The following is an 18,923-nucleotide window of genomic DNA, read 5'->3' on the forward strand; positions in this document are numbered from 1 at the left end:
TTATGTGTGGAATATTTGGTTGTATAGGTACTTTAGATGCCGAAAAGAAAAACAGGATAAGCTCTTCACTTAAACATCGTGGACCGGATGGTCAGTATTTTAAAGAGTTTAACTCCCTCACTTTTTTTCATGCAAGATTAAGCATCATTGATGTGGCTGGAGGAAACCAACCTTTTGAAACTGAAAATGTAATATTGGTATTTAACGGAGAAATTTATAATTATAAAGCACTGGCTAAACAACACCAACTTTCCTTAAATACCGCGTCTGATACAGAAGTAATTATTGCCTTGTATGCCAAAATGGGCACCGCTGCTTTTGAGCAGTTGGATGGTATGTTTGCTTTTGCCTTGTATGACAAGCAAGAAAAAAATATTTATTTGGTCAGAGATCGTTCGGGTAAAAAACCACTTTATTTTTCCCCTAATAACGGATTTTCATTTGCCAGTGAAATCAATGCTTTGTTGGTTTATAAATCGGCATCCGACATCAACCATCAACACCTGAAATGGTATCTTCAAAAAGGATTTGTAAGTGGAGAAAACACCATATATAATGATATTTTCGAAGTTTTACCGGCACATTATTATACCTACAATGTCGAAACCCATAAAATAAGCCGTTCTCAGTATTGGAAATTTGAGGACTATTTTTTATCCCAAAAAATAAAAGATAAGAACGTTGCGCTCGAGCAATTGGATGACTTGTTTGCCAAAGCAGTAGAAAAAAGAATATTGTCGAGTGATTTTGAAGTTGGCGCCTTTTTGAGTGGCGGAATTGATAGTAGCTTGGTTTGTGCTTTTGCGGTTAAAACCAACCCTAATTTGAAGACTTTTACCGTAAAAATGAAAGGTGGTTTTGATGAATCGGAAGTAGCGTCTTTGATTGCCAAGCAGTTAAAAACCAGTCACCATGAGCTAACCATTGATTACGATTCTCTCGCAAATGATTATGAAAAGATAGTGACTTCTTATGGAGAACCTATAATAGATGAAAGTATAATTCCGTCTTATTATGTTGCCAAAGCCGCCTCTGAACACGTCAGGGTTATTTTAAATGGCGATGGAGGCGATGAAATTTTTGGAGGTTACCGACGTTATGTCCTCTATAAAAATTATGAAAAAATAAAACTTTTTAGCGGTTTAGGAAGGAATATACTTAGGCTATTACCCGCAACAGATGACAAAAACGGTACCTTGTCTAAATTAAATCGATTGTCTGATTTTTTTAAGTATGAAGGTGATGAACAATATTTCAGCGCTTCAACAGACTTGTTTTTTGACGCGCCTGGTTTTAACAAACTTGAAGATGGTCACTATTTTTCGCACAAGTCAATGTTTGGAACATCTTTTTCATTGCTTGAAAAAACTATGTTGACGGATTTTTATGGTATCTTACCTAAAATATTATTCAAAAAAATGGACATTGCCACCATGCAAAGCAGTATTGAAGGAAGATCTCCTTTTTTAGATACAAATTTGATGGAATGGAGCGCTTCTTTAGACCAAAATTTAAAAGTAAAAGGATTTACGTCTAAGTACTTGTTGAGAGAACTGAATAAAAAATATATAGACGGTAGTGTGTATAAATTGCCTAAAAAAGGATTCGAAGTTTCAGTAAAAGATTTATTGAACAATCAGTTAAAAGAAATGTATTCGGATTATTTACACAGCAATAATCCATATTATGCTAACTTTATAGACCAAAAATACATTAAGGATTTTTATCTGCAAGAGGGAAAAATCAATGATGTTAAGCGATATAAAGGATTGTTGGTACTGTTGAATCTTGAAATTTGGCATAAAAATTTAATAAAAAGATAAATGGGTCTAGTTGTTTTATTGGTTTTATTGTTTTTTATAAATGAAATCTTTTATAAAAGAATAGCGATCAGGCATCCTTTTGTTTCGATTAGATTAATTAGGAAAATTTTCCTCTATCACCTTTTATTTGCTATAGTTTACTATGTCTATGCTGTTTATAATCCATCAGATTCTAAGCATTATTACAGTACATTGAGTCAGTCAGATATCAATTGGGTTGAAACTATTCCCATGACCAACTGGGGTGTATTTTTTGTGGAGTATCCGTTTTTGAAGTATCTTGACTTTAATTACGAGATGCTGATGTTATTGTTTTCTTGGTTTGGATTTGTAGGCTTCGTTTACGCGTATTTATTTTTTGCCGAAAACATCAAAGAGAAGATAATTGTATTTGGCAAATATGATTTATTAAAATTATTATTGTTCCTCCCCAATATGCATTTTTGGTCAGCTTCAATTGGGAAAGGCTCAATGATATTTATGGGAATTATGATGTTTATATATGCCGTTCAATTTCCCAAAAAGAGATTGATAGCCTTGGCATTAGGATCATTTTTTATTTTCTCTATTCGATCGCATGTGATGTTTTTTATCATCATAGGAGTCTTGTTTGGCATCTTTTTCGGGAGTGATAAAAAACTGACAAAAGGAACTAAGGTATTTTTGATTTTTTCAGGAATGCTCTTTATTTATTTGGCTTGGAGTTCTATTTTGTCAGTGGCTAATTTAGAACAATCAGATGATTTGGTTAATGATTTTAATGAATTTGCTTATGCACGCTCTGAAGGTCTTTCCGAAAAAGCAGGATCGGGTTTGGATATGTCAAAATATTCTTTACCGGTAAAGCTTTTTACTTTTTGGTTTAGACCATTATTCATTGATGTACCAAGTTCAATGGGAATTTTTAGTTCGCTTGAGAATCTTTTATATTTACTCTTGTTTTTAAAAATTTGTAATAAATCATTCGTCAGGTTTATCAAGAAGGCACCATCAGTAGTTAAAATGAGTGCTATGATTTTTGTATTAACTTCCTTTGCCATGACCTTTATCATGTCTAATCTCGGGATTATTATGAGACAAAAAGCCCAAGTGATGTACTTTGCTTTCTTTGTTATTTATTATTTTTTAGCCTATGAAAAGGCGCGTAAAAGATATCTCAAGCAAAAACAACAAGATCATATAAAAGAACCTTTGCCTTTCGATAAACAAGAAACAACAGTAGTGGCATAATTATGAAAAAAGGCGCATTAGTCATATCGTTGGATTTCGAGTTAGTATGGGGCATTTTTGACCATATAGATTTGAAGGATAAAGTAGCTTATTTTGATAACACACTTAACGCTATTCCCAAAATGTTGGAAATTTTTGAGCGACATGATATGCGCGTTACTTGGGCTACCGTTGGGATGCTTTTTAATAAGAATTGGGAGGAATGGCAGAATAATATCCCGACTTTGTTACCTACTTACGACAATGCGATTTTGAATCCGTACACTTACGGAAATGCCCATCAAAAAAGCGGTTATGATCGGTTCTTTTTTGCGCCCGAGCTTATTAAAACCATTCAATCGGTCAAAGGGCAGGAAATAGGAACACATACCTACTCGCATTATTATTGTTTGGAAAAAGGACAAACCGTAGCGCAATTTGAAGCCGATTTGCAACAAGCCAACCTAATGGCTAACCAATTTAATCTTAAGTTGACTTCATTAGTTTTCCCTCGAAATCAATTCAATAAAAATTATTTGAAAGTTTGTTCCGAAAATCAAATAGAAACAGTACGCACCAATCCCGACGATTGGTATTGGGATACTACCAAAACAGATGCGCTGTTCTCCAAATTGGCCCGAACCGGTGATGCTTATTTGCCTTTTGGGAAAAAATCATATACTGCAGAAAGTGTTCATAAGGCAACTGTAGTTTGTCAAAAAGCCAGTCGTTTTTTAAGACCGCAACATCAAATTTCGGTTCTCAATTCACTGAGATTGTCACGTATAAAAAGTGAGATTGTAGGGGCTGCCCAAAACGGAGAAATTTATCATCTGTGGTGGCATCCGCATAATTTTGGTTTTGATACTGACAATGCACTCAAAGCACTTCAGGAAATTGCCTTGCTCTATCAGCATTGTAATCAGGTTTACGGAATGGAAAGTCTTACCATGAAACAAATAAGCGATAATAGTATATAAACTCAAGCATGAAAAATATAGCTGCTTTATTGTTTTCGAAACCATATAAAGGTTATGCAATATTATTTTTCTACCACCTGCTATTTATAGTTCTTGCCTACCAACTCAGGGTTTCAAGAACGGTTTCTGATGCCCATTTGTATTGGGGAAAAACACTTGACTTTAATCAATACTCGTGGTTTGATTTTGCCAACTATGGCGCTAAATTCATGGTCTTTATCAATTATCCGTTGGTTCAATTAGGTTTTCCTTTTTGGAGTGGTTTCTTATTGTATGGTATCATAGGTTTTTTTGGGATTCTTAAATGGATGCAATGGACTGATTTGGTTTTGAAAGACCGCTTTGTTTACAAAGGATTTGACTTGATGTATTTGCTTTTTTTTATGCCCAATCTTCATGTTTGGACGTCAAGTATCGGCAAAGAAGCGCTGGTTTTTTGGGGTATCGCTTCGGTGGTATTCGGACTCACCACTCAAAGATATAAGTCGGTTGGTTTTATAGTCGGAAGTTTAGTTGTTTTAATCATTCGGCCTCATGTAGCCTTGATGTTATTGGCAGCAATAAGCCTAGGTTTATTGTTTGAAAAAAAGATTTCCCTTAAAAAGAGAATAACTATTGCCGGCATTTCTTTTATCGGGGTATTGGTACTGCTGTATTTTGTTTTGCAAATCACTAATATTAATTATTGGGACTGGAAAAGAATCAATTATTTCAATGAATATTCTATTTTGTCTTTCCGTCATTCCGGGTCTTATGTTCCAATGCTGGACTATAATTATGGTTACCGGTGGTTTTCGTTTCATTTTCGTCCGCTTTTTTTTGACGCCGATACAGGGATTAAATATGTGGCAAGTCTTGAAAATCTTTTGACGTTATTAATTTTCATAGCAGCCTTGTTTTTGGCGCTTAAATTTTACCGTAAAATACAGTATACACTCGAAATGAAAACGGTATTTTTATTTACATTTATTGCAAGTGCATTGTATATAGAACGCTATGCCAATTTGGGTATTTTTATGAGAACCAAAATCATGTTTCATCCTTTTTTAATAGTTTCGCTACTGATTGTGATTCATCAGGGGATAAGTGTAATGAAAGCTAAAATTAATGAGAAAACCTAAACTAATACGCATAACCACAGTTCCTTTATCCTTAGACAAACTTTTAGGTGGTCAGCTTCATTTTATGAACTCGTTTTATGAAGTGGTGGCCGTGTCGGCAGAAAAAGCCTACTTGGAAAAAGTTGGCATTAAGGAAGGTGTGCGAACTTTTACGCTTAACATGACCCGAAAAATTACCCCATTTCAGGATTTGACAGCTGTTATTAAATTATTCCTTTTTCTCAGAAAAGAAAAACCGTTTATCGTTCACACTCATACCCCTAAAGCCGGTATCATCGGTATGTTGGCTTCCGCATTGGCCGGAGTTCCCCATCGTTTTCACACGGTAGCCGGAATGCCATTGTTGGAAGCAACCGGGTTCAAGCGCAAGGTTTTAGACTTTGTGGAAAAATTGACTTACAGTTGTGCCACCAAGGTTTATCCCAATTCTCACGGGTTAGCGGAGATTATCTTAAAAAATAATTATTGCAGCATCGAAAAGTTGAAAGTATTGGCCAACGGCAGTTCTAACGGGATTGATACCGATTATTTTAATCCGGAATTTTACAGCGATACGCAAAAAGCTACTTTGAGAAATCAATTGACCATAGCAGAAGACGATTTTGTTTTTGTTTTTGTAGGTCGATTGGTAGCTGATAAAGGAATAAATGAATTGGTATTGGCATTCAATCAATTGTCTGAAGAGAATGCCGGAGTCAAACTACTGTTGGTAGGTGATTATGAAGCCGAATTAGATCCTTTAACTCCCGAAACTTTGGCCATTATTCAAAGCAATAAAAGCATTATTACTGTTGGTTTTCAAAGTGATGTCAGACCTTATTTGGCTATTTCAGATGCCTTGACTTTTCCCAGTTACCGTGAAGGTTTTCCTAATGTGGTAATGCAAGCCGGCGCTATGGGTTTACCGGCAATAGTTTCTGATATCAATGGTTGTAATGAAATTATAAAAGAAGGTGAAAACGGATTAATCATTCCCGTTAAAAATTTGAATGCTCTTTTAAAGGCAATGAAAAAGATAACCGAACAAAGGGAAGTTACCAATATCCTAAAAGAAAAAGCCAGACCAATGATCGTCAATCGTTACGAACAGCAATTGGTTTGGAAGGCTATCTTGGAAGAATACAAGCGTTTAGAGTAGGGCGTTTTATTTTTACTTTTCGGGTCTTAAAAAAATAAGTATTTTTACAAAAACATTTGAATGTACCAGTCTTTATTTAAACCTCTGTTGGATTTTCTTGCCGCTGTAATAGGATTGGTTTTGCTTTCCCCAATATTCTTACTGGTCACGATTTTGTTATTGGTAGCCAACAATGGAAAACCCTTTTTTACCCAACAACGTCCCGGGAAAAATGGTAAAATATTCAAGATTATCAAGTTTAAAACCATGAATGATAAAAAGGATGCAACAGGAAGGTTGCTTCCGGATGCCATGCGGTTAACCCAAGTTGGACAATTCGTTCGCAAAACTTCCTTAGATGAAATCCCGCAATTGCTTAATGTAATTAAAGGCGATATGAGTATAGTAGGACCAAGGCCTTTGTTAACACATTACTTGCATTTGTATTCCGATTTTCAAAATCGCCGTCACGAAGTGAAGCCCGGAATCACCGGTTGGGCACAAGTCAACGGACGAAACGCCATCTCTTGGGATAAAAAATTTGAATTAGATGTATGGTATGTTGATCATATATCCTTTATTTTAGACTTGAAAATACTTTTTAAAACGGTATTAAAAGTGATACAAAGTGATGGTATTAACGCTGCCGATGCAGCCACAATTGAACCTTTTAATGGAAACTAATATTACACTTTACGGCGCTAGCGGTCACAGCAAAGTTATTATTGATATTTTGAATTGTAATTCGGCTACTATAGCTTCTGTTATAGATGACCATCCTAAAACTGATACAATTTTGGGTTTGCCCGTAATAAAAAATACTGATGTTGATTTTTCCAAAGTGGACCAGATGATTATTTCAATTGGCAACAATAAAGTAAGGGAAAGAATTTCAACCCAAGTCAAAGTCAATTATGTTAATGCCATTCATCCTTCGGCCATAATTTCAAACGCCGTAACCCTCGGGAAAGGAAATGTAATTATGGCAGGCGCTATCATCAATCCCGATGCCATTATCGGAAATCATTGCATCATTAATACCGGAGCCGTGGTAGAACACGATTGTCATATAGCCAATTTTGTTCATGTTTCTCCCAGTGTTTCTTTAGCCGGAAATGTTACAGTGGGTCAAGGAACTCATATTGGTATTGGTGCCAAAGTGATACAGGGAATTACCATAGGTAAATGGGTTACGATAGGTGCCGGCGCAGTAATCATAAAGGATGTCCCGGATTATGCCGTTGTTGTTGGCAACCCCGGAAAAATTATAAAATTCAACAAAGACAATGAGTAATTCAAAAATATGGCTGTCATCACCACATATGGGTGGCAATGAGCAAAAATACGTGCAAGAAGCTTTTGATACCAACTGGGTAGCGCCTTTAGGTCCCAATGTTTCCGGATTTGAACAAGATTTAGAAAATTATTTAGGCGAAGCAGTACACGTTGGTGCGCTGAGTTCGGGCACTGCAGCACTTCATTTGGCTTTGATTTTATTGGGAGTCAAAAATGGGGATGAGGTAATTTGTCAAAGTATGACTTTTTCGGCTTCTGCCAATCCGATAGTATATTTAGGGGCAACACCTATTTTTATTGATAGCGAGCCTGAAACTTGGAATATGTGTCCGGTTGCTCTGGAACAAGCCATCCAAGACCGCATTGCCAAAGGCAAAAAGCCCAAAGCTATCATAGGTGTTCATTTATACGGGATGGCATTTAAAGTGGACGAAATTACTGCAATAGCTGATAAATACGAAATTCCACTGGTTGAAGACAGCGCCGAAGCTTTGGGAAGTACTTATAAAGGCAGAAAATGCGGCACTTTTGGCAATCTTTCAATTTTGTCTTTTAACGGTAATAAAATCATCACTACTTCCGGCGGCGGTGCTATAGTCACCAAGACTTTAGAACAAAAAAACAAAGCTGTTTTTCTTTCTACCCAAGCCAGAGACAATGCACCACATTACCAGCACAGTGAAATAGGGTATAACTACCGAATGAGTAATATTTGTGCCGGTATTGGTAGAGGACAAATGGAAGTTTTGGACCAACACATTGCCTTGAGAAGAGCGATGCACAGGTTCTACGTAGATTTATTTAAAAATATTCCGGGAGTTACTGTATTCTCTGAACCTAACAGCGATTATTTTTCTAACCACTGGCTATCTTGTGTCGTAATTGATACAACCAAAGCTAATGGTGTAACCAGCGAAATGATGAGGTTGGCTTTAGAAAAAGTTAATATTGAATGCCGACCGCTTTGGAAACCTATGCATTTACAACCGGTTTTTAGTGACTGTTTATATTTTGGCCACACTGTAGCTGAAAACTTATTTACCAATGGGCTTTGCTTGCCTTCAGGTTCAAATTTGTCGGAAAATGACAGGAATAGTATCTCTAATGCCATACAGAGCGTTTTTAGGGTATAGGATTTGTTAATTTTTTTAATACTTTTACTTTTTATATCAAATACCAGCATAAAAAATTGCGTAACAATACTAAAAAAAATTATTTATCAGATTTAAGAAGTTATTTTTCAGAACTTCAGTTTGGTTTTAAATTAGAGAATTTGAGTTATCTGCCTAGGTGGATGGTTTTGCTTTTGGACATTACCATGATTTTCTTAGGTGGATTTATTACTTATTTTATTTTTCAGGGAATAAAGCTCGATTACATTAAAAACGACTCTGTTTTAATTGCAGCACCGTTTTATTTTGTAGTTAATATTTTTTTCTTTTGGATTTTCAGAACCTACTCGGGTGTTATTCGACACTCTTCCCAAGTTGATGCATTGAAATTGTTTTTTGCTCAGTTTTTTTCTACAGGTTTTCTAATCTTAGTTAATTATTCGAGTTTGATTTATTGGAACAGCAAATTTTTTCTAACCACCGGATTGGTTATCAATGGGGTAATCTCTTTTAGTTTTTTATTCTTTTACCGCGTGGTGGTTAAACATACTTTTGAAAGGTATTTTAATAACAAAAACGCAGCAAATCTGATCAATGCTTTAATTTACGGTTCTGATGCCAATGCCATTGCTTTAGCCAATTCACTTCAGGCTGAATCTCCAAAGCGATTCAAGGTGGTTGGTTTCATGGATAAGTCTGATCAAAACACCACAAAGCGAATTAATAATTTACCCATTTTTAACGGTAACGTAATCACAGTGCTCAGAACGGTAGATGCTGAGGTTTTGATTTTTGCCGATAAATCTATATCAAAAGAGGAACGTTCTCAAATTATAGAAGACTGTTTGGAGTACAACTTTAAAGTTTACACCATACCGCTTTTAAGTGATGTTGATGATCAAAAAGAAATCTCTAAAAAAATCAAGAGTTTTCAAATTCTTGATTTATTGGAACGAGAACCCATTGTTTTGGACAATAATTCTATTTCTAAACAGTTGCACCAAAAAACCATATTGGTTACCGGAGCTGCAGGTTCTATTGGTAGCGAAATTGTTCGTCAAGTGATTTTGTTTAAACCTAAAAAAATTATCGTTTTAGACCAAGCCGAAACGCCTTTGCACAATTTGAGTCTGGAGATTTCTAGTTTGGATCCCGAAGTGGAAACCATTAATGTAATCTCAGATATCAAAAATGTGGATGAGATTGAACAAGTATTTATAAAACACAAGCCCGAAGTAGTTTATCACGCCGCAGCTTACAAGCATGTGCCTTTGATGGAAGAGAATCCTGCTCAAGCCATATTGAATAATGTAATGGGTACGAGAAATTTAGCAGATTTGTCCGCCAAATATCACGTAGACAGTTTTGTAATGGTTTCAACAGATAAAGCGGTTAACCCCAGTAATGTAATGGGCGCCAGCAAGCGTATAGCCGAAAAGTACGTTCAATCTTTAGACTATAAGCTCAAAACCGAAAACAGTAAAAGTAGCACCAAGTTTATTACCACCAGATTTGGTAATGTTTTGGGTTCCAATGGTTCAGTAGTTCCGTTGTTTACCAAACAAATTCAAGAAGGTGGTCCTATTACCATAACCCATCCGGAGATTATTCGTTATTTTATGACGATACCTGAAGCTTGTCAATTGGTTTTAGAAGCGGGTGCTATGGGAAAAGGCGGTGAAATTTATATTTTTGATATGGGTAAACCCGTGAAGATTATTGATTTGGCTAAAAAAATGATTCGTTTAGCAGGTTTCACGCCGGATAATGAAATTAAAATTAAAATTATTGGTCTCAGACCGGGAGAAAAACTTTATGAAGAATTGTTGAACGACACCTCTAAAACATTGCCGACCCACCATTCCAAAATTATGATTTCGCAAGACGAGTTTCACCACCACCAAGAGCTCAATCGCTCTATTGATTTGTTGGTTGAAATTGCTAAAGTAAAGCCCAACTCGGTTATCGTTACCAAGATGAAGAAAATTGTTCCTGAATACAAGAGTTTAAATTCTGTTTATACTGCTTTAGACAATATAGAGGTTAAGCACTGAGTTTAAAATATTTCTTTACAAATTTCTCCAATTAATAACAAAGATACATTCTGTTTTAGAAAATCAAATCGTAGATTTGCAATCTTATAATAATAACTCACAAACCAACCGATGATGATTAAAAAGTTATTGCTCTTTATGATCGTATCCTTTTTTGCAGTGTCTTGTGCCAGTAAAAAAGATATTTTATACTATCAAGATATTCAAAATAACAGTCAATCTCCAATAAGCTATTTATCTAGTAATGTACAAATTAATGATATTTTGTACATTAAAGTTTCGGCGGTCGTTCAGGAATCTGCAGATCCATTTAATATTCAAATCACCAGCATGGGTAATGTGAATATTGAAACCTATAAAATTCAAGGATATTTGGTCTCACAAGAAGGGAATATTATGTTTCCCTTATTGGGAAAAATTAATGTAGTAGGTAAAAGCACTGAAGAAGTTCAAGAACTTTTGGCAAAAATGCTTACCGATTATGGCTATATCAAAGACCCAACCGTTAGTGTACGAATCATCAACAGCAAGGTAACTGTTTTAGGGGAAGTGAGAGCACCGGGTACATATTCATTCGATGAGCAAAATATTTCCTTAAATCAAGCTATTGGTTTTGCCGGAGATTTAACCATTAATGGTGTCAGAAAAGATGTATTGCTGATTAGAGAGGTGAATGGTGTCAGAACTTACATTCATCTTGACCTAACTTCTTCCAACTGGTTTAACAGTCCATACTATTATGTGAAACAAAATGATATTATTATTGTAAATCCTAATGGTCCAAAGGTTATGTCTTCCGGATATTTGAATAGTATTGGAACTACTTTAGGAATAATTTCTTTTGGGTTGACCATTTATTTATTGTTAAAAAATTAATGTAATGGAGCATAGTCATTTTGAATCTCAGGAAAACGAGAATCCCTTAAATATTATTAACGAATTATTTAAATATTTACGTTTTTGGTATTGGTTTTTATTGTCGGCGGTATTGTCTTTTTTAATAGTCAATTACTATTTAAATCACACGCTTTCGGTATATGAAACCAAAGCCAATATCAAAATTATAGATGATTCTAAGAATAATTTTGTGTTGCCTGTAGCGGGTCTCACTTCTTTAGGAAGAACTAAAGTTAATTTAGATAATCAAATAGAAATTATCAAATCTTACCGAATTTTAGAGCAAGTTTCAAAAGAACTCAATTTGGATACCCAATATTATTCAATGGGTTATTTCAATAATATTGAGATTTGGAAAAAAAGACCTTTTAGTATTGAATGGCTTGAGTCGCCGGTTAATATGGAAGAAAAAAATATCGGTTTTGAGATTGAAATTGTTGGTAACGGATATAAAGTAGTAAGTATTAACGGAGAGGAAGAAAATGAGAAAGTTTTTTCGTTTAACTCTGTTCAAAATATCAAAGGCATACCTTATAAATTATCGTTGCAGGTTGGGACAGATTTAAAGAAACTACAAGATAAAAGATTTCTGATAAAACATCTTCCTACCAAAACTACGGTTATGAATTTGGCAAATAACTTAAAAATTGCGAATTCTAATGAAAACTCAGATATCCTTAATATTTCAATTTCGGGAACTAACAAAGACAAATCGGAAGCCATAGTCAATGAAATCATCAAGCAGTTTGATGTTGATGGATTGAATGACAGAAGAATTGTTTCTCAAAAAACGATTGAATTTGTTAACGATCGTTTTAAATCCTTGGAAAGAGAGTTAGATTCTATTGAAACCCGCAAAGCCAATTATAAAAGCAATAAAGAATTGACTTTTTTAGAAGCGGATGCTGCATCCACTTCTGCCAGTAAAGTTTCAGCCAAAAACGATGTTTTTCAAACAGAAACACAAATTGCCTTATCCAAACTTTTAGAGCAATCCGTAAGAGCCGATAAAAAACTAGAATTGTTACCAACCAATATTGGTGTGGTCAATACTGATATTAATCAGTCGATTAACAATTTTAATACGGTTGTTTTGGAGCGAGACAGAATTGCCATGAGTGGTCTTGAAAACAATCCTAAGATAAAATATCTAAATGGTAAGCTCGCTGATTTACAAGTGAATATCCTGCAAACTATAAAAGATTACCAACAAGAATTAGAAGTTTCGCTCTCCAAGAATAACTACGTTAAGAAAACCTACTCAGACAAAGTGAGTGATATTCCTTATGATGAAAAAATCTTAGGAAGTATAGAGCGTAATAAAAGCATTAAAGAGTCTTTATACATTTTGTTGCTGCAAAAAAGAGAAGAAGCCGCTGTAAATTTAGCTATAACTTCTTCTTCCATAAAAGTGGTTGATTATGCGATTACCAATACCAAACCCATTGCGCCTAAGAGAGGTACTTTTTACTTAGTAGCCATTGTCATAGGTTTACTAATTCCATTCTTAATTATCTATGTCGGATTCTTATTAGATGATAAATTGCATACGAAAGAAGATATACTGAAACTGACCAAAAGTAAAATCATCTTATCCGAAGTGCCGCATATTAATTCGGAAACTAAATTAACCAGTATAAATGACCGAACTTTACTGGGTGAATCATTCAGAATCTTAAGAACAAACCTTACCTATATTTTTCCACTTCAAACCGAGAAAAAAGGACAAACGCTAATGGTAACTTCAACCATTAAAGGAGAAGGAAAAACATTTACCGCCCTCAATTTATCTATTTCTTTTTCTATCATGAATAAGAAGGTATTGTTGATAGGAGCGGACATGCGTAATCCGCAGTTGCATAATTATTTAAATGTTAAAAAATCAGAAAAAGGATTGCAAAATTACTTGCATGATTTAAGCGTCGACTGGCATTCTACCCTAAAGAAAAATGTTAACGGGGTGGAAAATTTAGACGTTATCCTTTCGGGTGCTATTCCGCCAAATCCTGCCGAATTACTTTCAAACGGAAGATTGGAAACCCTTATAAAAGAAGCTAAAGAAGAGTATGACTTTATTATAGTAGATACGCCGCCAACCTTATTAGTAACCGATACACTGGTTATCTCTCATTTGGTAGATACTACACTGTATGTGGTTAGAGCTGATTTTACCCCTAAAAATATTTTAGAATTCTCCTTGGATTTAAGCAACAGAGGTAAATTGAAAAATATGGCGTATGTCATTAACAATGTAGGATCTAATTACAAAGGATACAGCTATAACTACAAATACAGTTATGCCTACGGCTACGGCTACGGCTATGACGATGAAGATCGAAAAGACAACTCAATTATGAGAAAGATTCTATCGGTTTTTAAAAGATAAACCCATTAGAAATTAAAGAAAGCATTGTTTTGGAAGACTAGCGGTAAACTACCATGGTTTTTCAAAACAATTTTCTTTTGTATAAACTCCAAATGCCTGGTGTGGTGTACATCCGAACCAATAAAATCGATTAAACCGGCTTTGAGTAAAGCATCACTAATCTTTGCTACTCTCTCGCCATAATATCCAACAGTGGAGAGCATGTTTAACTGAAAAAGACATCCGGCTTTCTTAAGTTTTTTGTAATCAACTAAGGAAGGATGATGGTAAAAATTATACCTTTCAGGATGCGCCAAAACCGGTTGGTAGCCGGCAATTTGCAATTCAAACAATATGTCGTAAAGTTGAATCGGCGGATTCAAATAGGAAATCTCCACCAAAACATGATTCTCTTTTAAGGTTAAGAGTTTTTCAGTCTTGAAAAGATCAACAAACTCTGCGTCAATCATATATTCCGCGGCTGCTTTGAAATTGTTTTCAAGGTTTGGAAGTTTTAATGCTGTCGTAGTGGTTTGTAATTTTTCCTCAATTTGGTCTCTTTTGTTATTCCAAACTTCACCCATAACATGCGGTGTGGTGATGAATTTTGTGAAACCTAATTTTTGCAAACCCTCTATCAAAACAGTAGTGTCTTCTAAGGTAGCGGCACCGTCATCAATACCCGGAAGTAAATGAGAATGTATGTCGATGTGATTGCTTGGAATTAAATCACACAAATAAGGCTTTGGTTTAAAAAAATGAATCAAAATGAGGTTTTTATCGGCACAAAATTAAACAATTTATTATCGGTTTTACCAATTTAAATGAATTAGTAAATAAAACAAGTCAATTCTTTCTATAGGGTTTCCTAATTTATATATTTGCAATTAATAGTTAACTTTGAACGTTTCTTTAACCCAAAAAACCTAAATGGAAAACAATAGTCAGTCTCAAGATTGGGATTTAATCATCAAAGGGCATACCTCGCTTTTTGACCTTAAATTCAAGGATCTTTGGAATTACAGAGATTTGTTGTTGATGTTTGTAAAACGCGATTTTGTTAGTTTTTACAAGCAAACCATTTTAGGACCGCTTTGGTTTTTTATCCAGCCGATATTCACCACTTTAGTCTTTACTTTTGTCTTCGGAAACTTAGCCGGAATCAGTACAGACGGATTGCCGAACCAATTATTTTATTTGGCCGGAATCACCGCTTGGAATTACTTCTCCGATTGCTTAACCAAAACCAGTACCGTTTTTAAAGACAACGCCAATATTTTCGGGAAAGTCTATTTCCCCAGATTAATTATGCCGTTGAGTATAGTAGTGAGTAATTTAGTGCGCTTCGGAGTACAGTTGATTTTACTATTCTTGTTGATGCTTTATTTTTACCTTAATCCTATTGAAGGAACAAGTTTTCAAGTCAGCAATGGCATATTTCTCTTCCCTTTTTTAGTCTTGCTGATGGCTTTTTTAGGATTAGGATTAGGACTGATTATTACCGCAGTAACTACAAAATATAAGGACTTAACTTTCTTGGTTACTTTTGGAGTACAATTGTTAATGTATGCTACAACGGTAATCTACCCGTTGAGTTACGCCCGCGAAAAAGGTTATGGACATATTGTCGAATTGAATCCCATGACCGGTATTATTGAAGCTTTCCGCTATGCTTTTTTAGGCAAAGGCGAATTTACCTTGTGGAGTATAGGCTATTCTACCGCAGTAACTTTAGTGATTCTTTTTCTAGGCATTATCATTTTTAATAAAACCGAAAAAAACTTCGTTGATACCATCTAATGAGTAGTCCAATCATAAAAGTAGAAAACCTTTCAAAAGCCTATCAAATTGGGCAAATTGGAACCGGAACGATTTCAAGAGATATTGAGCGTTTTTGGCTAACCAAAGTGCGCGGTAAAGAAGATCCGTTTCTAAAAATCGGACAAACCAACGACCGAAGTACCAAAGGCGACAGCGATATCGTATGGTCTTTAAAAGATGTCAATTTCGAAATCAATCAAGGGGAAGCGGTTGGCATTATAGGTAAAAACGGCGCCGGAAAAAGTACCTTATTAAAATTATTGTCCAGAGTAACCGGACCAACCACCGGCGAAATCAAAATAAAAGGCAGAATTGCCAGTTTACTGGAAGTGGGAACCGGTTTTCATCCCGAATTATCCGGTAAAGAAAACATTTACCTTAACGGTGCCATTCTCGGAATGCGCAAAAAAGAAATCACCCGAAAACTAGAAGAAATCATCGACTTTTCAGGTGTAGAACGATACATCGATACTCCCGTAAAAAGGTATTCTTCCGGAATGTACGTGCGTTTGGCGTTTGCCGTAGCCGCGCATCTCGAAAGTGAAATCCTAATCGTTGACGAAGTATTGGCCGTAGGTGATGCCGAATTCCAAAAGAAATGTTTGGGCAAAATGGGTGACATCAGCAAAGGTCAAGGGCGAACAGTACTTTTCGTATCACACAATATGGCTGCGGTTCAAAATTTATGTAGCAAAGGCTTGTTGATAGAAAACGGGCAAATGATGTTCCAAGGGAATATCAACGAAACCATTACGACTTATTTGCAAGGCAACGCGTTTTCGAACGATTTATTAAATGTCAGAGGCCGAAAAGGCAACGGTAAAGTCAAGTTTGAACGCATAGATATCTACGGTGAAAATGCTTCAGAAAGTATCATTTCGGGGAAAGATTTGCACCTCAATTTAAAACTCCAAAACCGAGAGAAAATCTCTAGCGACAGAATCCGATTGGATGTGCGCATCGAAGATGATTTCGGTCAGCGTTTGTGTTGGGTCAGCTCGAGTTTGGTTGACATCGACCCACAAATCGTTCCCCAAAACATCAACATCACTTTCCCAAGAAATACGTTCAATAACGGAGTTTATTTTGCCACGATTTACATGACCGTCGATAACGAAGTAGCCGATTGGATTGACAATGCTTTCCAAATCATTGTTGAAGAAGGCGACTTTTTCGGCAATGGAATGCAAGTACCCAATCGTCAAAGTAAGATTTTAATGGATTTCGGAATGCGTTTTACCTAAGATTTTTTAAAAATGAAAAATACAATTATAACTTTTTTACTTTTTCTTTACCACAAGGTCAAGCGCAGTCATTTGTTGCGAAAATGGATTAAACAATTAATCGGTTCGGGTAAAATTGTCCTTGATTTTAATGGGTTTAAAATGTATGCCGGCGTGACTTCGGCCATCGAATCTAATGTTGTTTTTAACAGTTATAACGAAATAAAAGTCTTAGAATTAATTTCAAAATTGGCTTCCAAAGGCTATCATTTTATAGACATCGGAACCAATATCGGAATCCATTCCCTCACTGCCGCTAAGGCCAATTCCAATATTGAGATTTTTTCTTTCGAGCCCGAATCCAATAATTTCACCAACTTTATCCAAAATATTGGGTTAAACCAATTTGACAATATCCGTCCGTTCAAAATGGGATTGGGCAATTTCAAAGGCAATACCTTTATGAATATCAATGAAGGTTGGAACAAAGGAAAACACTCTTTAAAAGTGAACTTTCAGGAAAACGATAAAAAAATCACGATTCCCGTAAACCAATTAGACAGTTTCAAGGAATATGTCACCGGAAATCAGTTGTTGCTTAAAATTGATGTCGAAGGTTTCGAAAAAGAAGTCCTAGAAGGCGCCAAAGCGGTGGTAAGTCAAGTTGAAAATGCGGTGATTATTATCGAATTGGTAACCGAAATCAACAGCCTGGAAACTTGTAATCAGATAGTGAATTTGCTCAAAGAATACAGTTTCGACCAAATTTATAAAATCAATGCTGAAAACCAATTGGCCACCGTTCATGCTTATGAAGGCAGTGCCGATTATGTTTTTCTAAAAGGAACGGAAGCGACTAAACTCTTATTCTAATTTTTAAAAATGCGCCTAGGATTCAACCCCCATAAAGATGTACCACAAGACCCAACCGAGTTCAAACATCAGGTGGTTATTCCGGTGTATATCCCTAATCAGGAAGGCTATTTTAAAGACAGTTTCAAAAATTTTCAGTTGTGTCTCGAATCCTTGTTCCTAACTTGTCACAACAAAACATTCATCACCATTGTCAATAACGGCAGTTGTACCGAAGTCAAAGCATATTTAAACGACTTGTTCGAGACCCAAAAAATCAACGAGCTAATTCATTCTGAGAACATTGGTAAACTTAATGCTATTCTCAAAGGTTTGGCCGGAAACAACATTGAATTGGTTACCATTTCCGATGCCGATGTATTGTTTTTAGAGAATTGGCAACAAGAAACCGTAGCCGTTTTTAATCAGTTTCCCAAAGCCGGTGTGGTTGGAATCGTACCACAGTTCCGCACTTTCGGACATTGTTGCGGCAATATGATTTTTGACAATTTGTTGACCAAAAAATTAAAATTCAAACCGGTCCAAAACGTTGAAGCCCTCAAAAAATTCTACTACAGCATAGGCTGGGGCGATGATTACAATCCCGATTATCTGAAACAGATTTTGACCATCGAGAACGGGAATCACAGTGCGGTTGTGGGTTCGGGACATTTTGTGGCAACCTACCGCAAAGAATTGTTTACCGAAATCCCGACGTATTTAGGGTTCAAATTAGGCGGCACTTCAGAAAGGTATTTGGATGAAGCGACTTTACCCTACGGTTTGTGGCGTTTGACCACCAATGACAATTATGCTTATCACCTCGGGAATGTGTATGAAGAATGGATGACCCAAGAGATTCAATCTTTCCAAAACAAAGAGAACTCCATTCCTGAATTGCATGCATTAGCCTCTTTTAAAAAAGTGAGTGCTTTTAGCTACTATCTCAAGAACAAGCTGTTTATCAAGTTTTTCAACAAAAGAAAATACCGCCGCCTTTTTTATAAATTTATTGGTTTGCCCAAAACCATGATTCAAAAATATTAGTCGAGC

16 protein-coding genes are annotated in these 18,923 nt (G+C 35.7%); 15 read left to right on the plus strand and 1 reads right to left on the minus strand.

The features are described from left to right. The first annotated feature begins 2 nt into the window (after positions 1 to 2). The 11 genes from asnB (at position 3) to P7V56_RS05850 (ending at position 13,995) form a co-directional block, all read left to right on the plus strand. Positions 3 to 1,823, plus strand: coding sequence for an asparagine synthase (glutamine-hydrolyzing) (gene asnB, locus P7V56_RS05800; RefSeq protein WP_171222728.1), 1,821 nt, complete (start codon positions 3 to 5; stop codon positions 1,821 to 1,823). A 27-nt stretch (positions 1,824 to 1,850) separates the two neighbouring features. Beyond that, the gene (locus P7V56_RS05805) at positions 1,851 to 3,053 is read left to right on the plus strand and encodes a hypothetical protein (protein ID WP_304986255.1); all 1,203 of its coding nucleotides are present in this window, start codon (positions 1,851 to 1,853) and stop codon (positions 3,051 to 3,053) included. 2 nt (positions 3,054 to 3,055) lie between these two features. Then, complete coding sequence (locus tag P7V56_RS05810; RefSeq protein ID WP_171222730.1) at positions 3,056 to 4,012, plus strand: polysaccharide deacetylase family protein; 957 nt, start codon at positions 3,056 to 3,058, stop codon at positions 4,010 to 4,012. An 8-nt stretch (positions 4,013 to 4,020) separates the two neighbouring features. Next, positions 4,021 to 5,133 (plus strand): hypothetical protein, encoded by a 1,113-nt coding sequence (locus P7V56_RS05815; protein WP_171222731.1) that lies wholly within the window; start codon positions 4,021 to 4,023, stop codon positions 5,131 to 5,133. Then, positions 5,120 to 6,271: a glycosyltransferase family 4 protein gene (locus P7V56_RS05820; protein WP_171222732.1), complete on the plus strand. Its 1,152-nt coding sequence runs from the start codon at positions 5,120 to 5,122 to the stop codon at positions 6,269 to 6,271. Before P7V56_RS05815 ends, P7V56_RS05820 begins: the two co-directional genes overlap by 14 nt. A 60-nt stretch (positions 6,272 to 6,331) precedes the next feature. Then, positions 6,332 to 6,934 carry a sugar transferase gene (locus tag P7V56_RS05825; RefSeq protein ID WP_171222733.1) on the plus strand — a complete coding sequence of 201 codons (603 nt, stop codon included), beginning with the start codon at positions 6,332 to 6,334 and terminating at the stop codon, positions 6,932 to 6,934. Continuing rightward, positions 6,924 to 7,544 carry an acetyltransferase gene (locus P7V56_RS05830; RefSeq protein ID WP_171222734.1) on the plus strand — a complete coding sequence of 207 codons (621 nt, stop codon included), beginning with the start codon at positions 6,924 to 6,926 and terminating at the stop codon, positions 7,542 to 7,544. Before P7V56_RS05825 ends, P7V56_RS05830 begins: the two co-directional genes overlap by 11 nt. After that, positions 7,537 to 8,679 carry an aminotransferase class I/II-fold pyridoxal phosphate-dependent enzyme gene (locus P7V56_RS05835; RefSeq protein ID WP_171222735.1) on the plus strand — a complete coding sequence of 381 codons (1,143 nt, stop codon included), beginning with the start codon at positions 7,537 to 7,539 and terminating at the stop codon, positions 8,677 to 8,679. The genes P7V56_RS05830 and P7V56_RS05835 overlap by 8 nt, the downstream gene beginning before the upstream one ends. 161 nt (positions 8,680 to 8,840) lie before the next feature. After that, complete coding sequence (locus P7V56_RS05840; protein ID WP_171222853.1) at positions 8,841 to 10,712, plus strand: polysaccharide biosynthesis protein; 1,872 nt, start codon at positions 8,841 to 8,843, stop codon at positions 10,710 to 10,712. Between the two features lie 138 nt (positions 10,713 to 10,850). After that, complete coding sequence (locus P7V56_RS05845; protein WP_240976660.1) at positions 10,851 to 11,588, plus strand: polysaccharide biosynthesis/export family protein; 738 nt, start codon at positions 10,851 to 10,853, stop codon at positions 11,586 to 11,588. Positions 11,589 to 11,592: 4 nt separating this feature from the next. Continuing rightward, entirely contained in the window at positions 11,593 to 13,995 is a 2,403-nt protein-coding gene (locus tag P7V56_RS05850; protein ID WP_171222737.1) for a GumC family protein, read from the plus strand. Positions 13,996 to 14,000: 5 nt separating this feature from the next. Here the strand turns inward: P7V56_RS05850 and P7V56_RS05855 are convergent, their stop codons facing one another. Beyond that, positions 14,001 to 14,741, minus strand: a complete 741-nt coding sequence (locus P7V56_RS05855; RefSeq protein WP_171222738.1) for a tyrosine-protein phosphatase — start codon at positions 14,739 to 14,741, stop codon at positions 14,001 to 14,003. A 163-nt stretch (positions 14,742 to 14,904) separates the two neighbouring features. Between P7V56_RS05855 and P7V56_RS05860 the strand changes: the two genes are divergently transcribed. From P7V56_RS05860 to P7V56_RS05875, 4 genes are read left to right on the plus strand one after another with little or no spacing between them, the layout of a single operon-like run. Beyond that, the gene (locus P7V56_RS05860) at positions 14,905 to 15,774 is read left to right on the plus strand and encodes an ABC transporter permease (protein WP_171222739.1); all 870 of its coding nucleotides are present in this window, start codon (positions 14,905 to 14,907) and stop codon (positions 15,772 to 15,774) included. Then, positions 15,774 to 17,039 carry an ABC transporter ATP-binding protein gene (locus P7V56_RS05865; protein WP_171222740.1) on the plus strand — a complete coding sequence of 422 codons (1,266 nt, stop codon included), beginning with the start codon at positions 15,774 to 15,776 and terminating at the stop codon, positions 17,037 to 17,039. Before P7V56_RS05860 ends, P7V56_RS05865 begins: the two co-directional genes overlap by 1 nt. A 12-nt stretch (positions 17,040 to 17,051) precedes the next feature. After that, complete coding sequence (locus P7V56_RS05870; protein ID WP_171222741.1) at positions 17,052 to 17,891, plus strand: FkbM family methyltransferase; 840 nt, start codon at positions 17,052 to 17,054, stop codon at positions 17,889 to 17,891. 9 nt (positions 17,892 to 17,900) lie between these two features. After that, positions 17,901 to 18,917 carry a glycosyltransferase family 2 protein gene (locus tag P7V56_RS05875; protein ID WP_171222742.1) on the plus strand — a complete coding sequence of 339 codons (1,017 nt, stop codon included), beginning with the start codon at positions 17,901 to 17,903 and terminating at the stop codon, positions 18,915 to 18,917. Positions 18,918 to 18,923: the final 6 nt, after the last annotated feature.

This window comes from Flavobacterium sp. IMCC34852, assembly GCF_030643905.1.
GTDB lineage: Bacteria > Bacteroidota > Bacteroidia > Flavobacteriales > Flavobacteriaceae > Flavobacterium > Flavobacterium rivulicola.

Excerpts from the sequence above, each read along its gene's own strand:
- asnB (WP_171222728.1), top strand. The coding sequence starts at position 3 with ATGTGTGGAATATTTGGTTGTATAGGTACTTTAGATGCCGAAAAGAAA.
- P7V56_RS05810 (WP_171222730.1), top strand. The coding sequence starts at position 3,056 with ATGAAAAAAGGCGCATTAGTCATATCGTTGGATTTCGAGTTAGTATGG.
- P7V56_RS05815 (WP_171222731.1), top strand. The coding sequence starts at position 4,021 with ATGAAAAATATAGCTGCTTTATTGTTTTCGAAACCATATAAAGGTTAT.
- P7V56_RS05820 (WP_171222732.1), top strand. The coding sequence starts at position 5,120 with ATGAGAAAACCTAAACTAATACGCATAACCACAGTTCCTTTATCCTTA.
- P7V56_RS05825 (WP_171222733.1), top strand. The coding sequence starts at position 6,332 with ATGTACCAGTCTTTATTTAAACCTCTGTTGGATTTTCTTGCCGCTGTA.
- P7V56_RS05830 (WP_171222734.1), top strand. The coding sequence starts at position 6,924 with ATGGAAACTAATATTACACTTTACGGCGCTAGCGGTCACAGCAAAGTT.
- P7V56_RS05835 (WP_171222735.1), top strand. The coding sequence starts at position 7,537 with ATGAGTAATTCAAAAATATGGCTGTCATCACCACATATGGGTGGCAAT.
- P7V56_RS05840 (WP_171222853.1), top strand. The coding sequence starts at position 8,841 with ATGGTTTTGCTTTTGGACATTACCATGATTTTCTTAGGTGGATTTATT.
- P7V56_RS05845 (WP_240976660.1), top strand. The coding sequence starts at position 10,851 with ATGATCGTATCCTTTTTTGCAGTGTCTTGTGCCAGTAAAAAAGATATT.
- P7V56_RS05850 (WP_171222737.1), top strand. The coding sequence starts at position 11,593 with ATGGAGCATAGTCATTTTGAATCTCAGGAAAACGAGAATCCCTTAAAT.
- P7V56_RS05860 (WP_171222739.1), top strand. The coding sequence starts at position 14,905 with ATGGAAAACAATAGTCAGTCTCAAGATTGGGATTTAATCATCAAAGGG.
- P7V56_RS05865 (WP_171222740.1), top strand. The coding sequence starts at position 15,774 with ATGAGTAGTCCAATCATAAAAGTAGAAAACCTTTCAAAAGCCTATCAA.
- P7V56_RS05870 (WP_171222741.1), top strand. The coding sequence starts at position 17,052 with ATGAAAAATACAATTATAACTTTTTTACTTTTTCTTTACCACAAGGTC.
- P7V56_RS05875 (WP_171222742.1), top strand. The coding sequence starts at position 17,901 with ATGCGCCTAGGATTCAACCCCCATAAAGATGTACCACAAGACCCAACC.